The 578-nt window shown below is 60.9% G+C and carries 1 protein-coding gene; it reads right to left on the bottom strand.

Annotation, left to right across the window (positions count from 1 at the left end; all coding sequences use genetic code 11):
* The coding region (locus NW853_RS13270) for an SNF2-related protein (RefSeq protein ID WP_414349256.1) at positions 1–578 on the bottom strand (578 nt) is incomplete at both ends.

The following is a 578-nucleotide window of genomic DNA, read 5'->3' as shown; positions in this document are numbered from 1 at the left end:
CTCAAAAGAGCATGCCGCTCCTGCTGAGCTCTGCCGGAACTGGCCGCTGCCGCCCCGTGCACTTCGTCGGCAATGATCAGCTCAGGACAAAACTGCAGAAATTGAGGGCGGTTGCGCTCCGTTTTAACAAAATCAATGCTGGCCACCTGCACCGGGAAGTATTCGTAGAGATTTTGTCCCGGCGGGGTTTGCCGCTCCAGTTGCCCTACCGTCCCCGACCGGATAACTACCGGCTCGAGGTTAAACTTTTCCGCCAGCTCCCTGGCCCACTGCTCGCACAAGTAAGGCGGGCAGAGGACACAAAAGCGGCGGATCTCGCCGCGATCCAGAAGTTCTCTGGCTATCAGCAGCGCTTCAATGGTCTTGCCCACTCCCACATCATCGGCAATAAATAGCCGCACCGGATCAAGGCGCAGCGCCATGAGCAACGGCACAAACTGGTAGGTTCGTGGCCGGATGGAGACGCGCCCCAGCGAGCGGAAGGGAGTGGCGCCCTCGCGTAAGATAAGGCGCGCTGCCTGCCAGAGGAGATGGGCGGCTGCAGCATCGGCAACTTGGTCGGCGCGGGGCAGCGGGAA

Source organism: Synechococcus sp. H55.11 (assembly GCF_047462475.1).
Classification (GTDB): Bacteria; Cyanobacteriota; Cyanobacteriia; order Thermostichales; family Thermostichaceae; genus Thermostichus.
The sequence above is the reverse complement of the archived record's forward strand: the minus strand, read 5'-3'. Positions and strand labels throughout refer to the sequence as shown.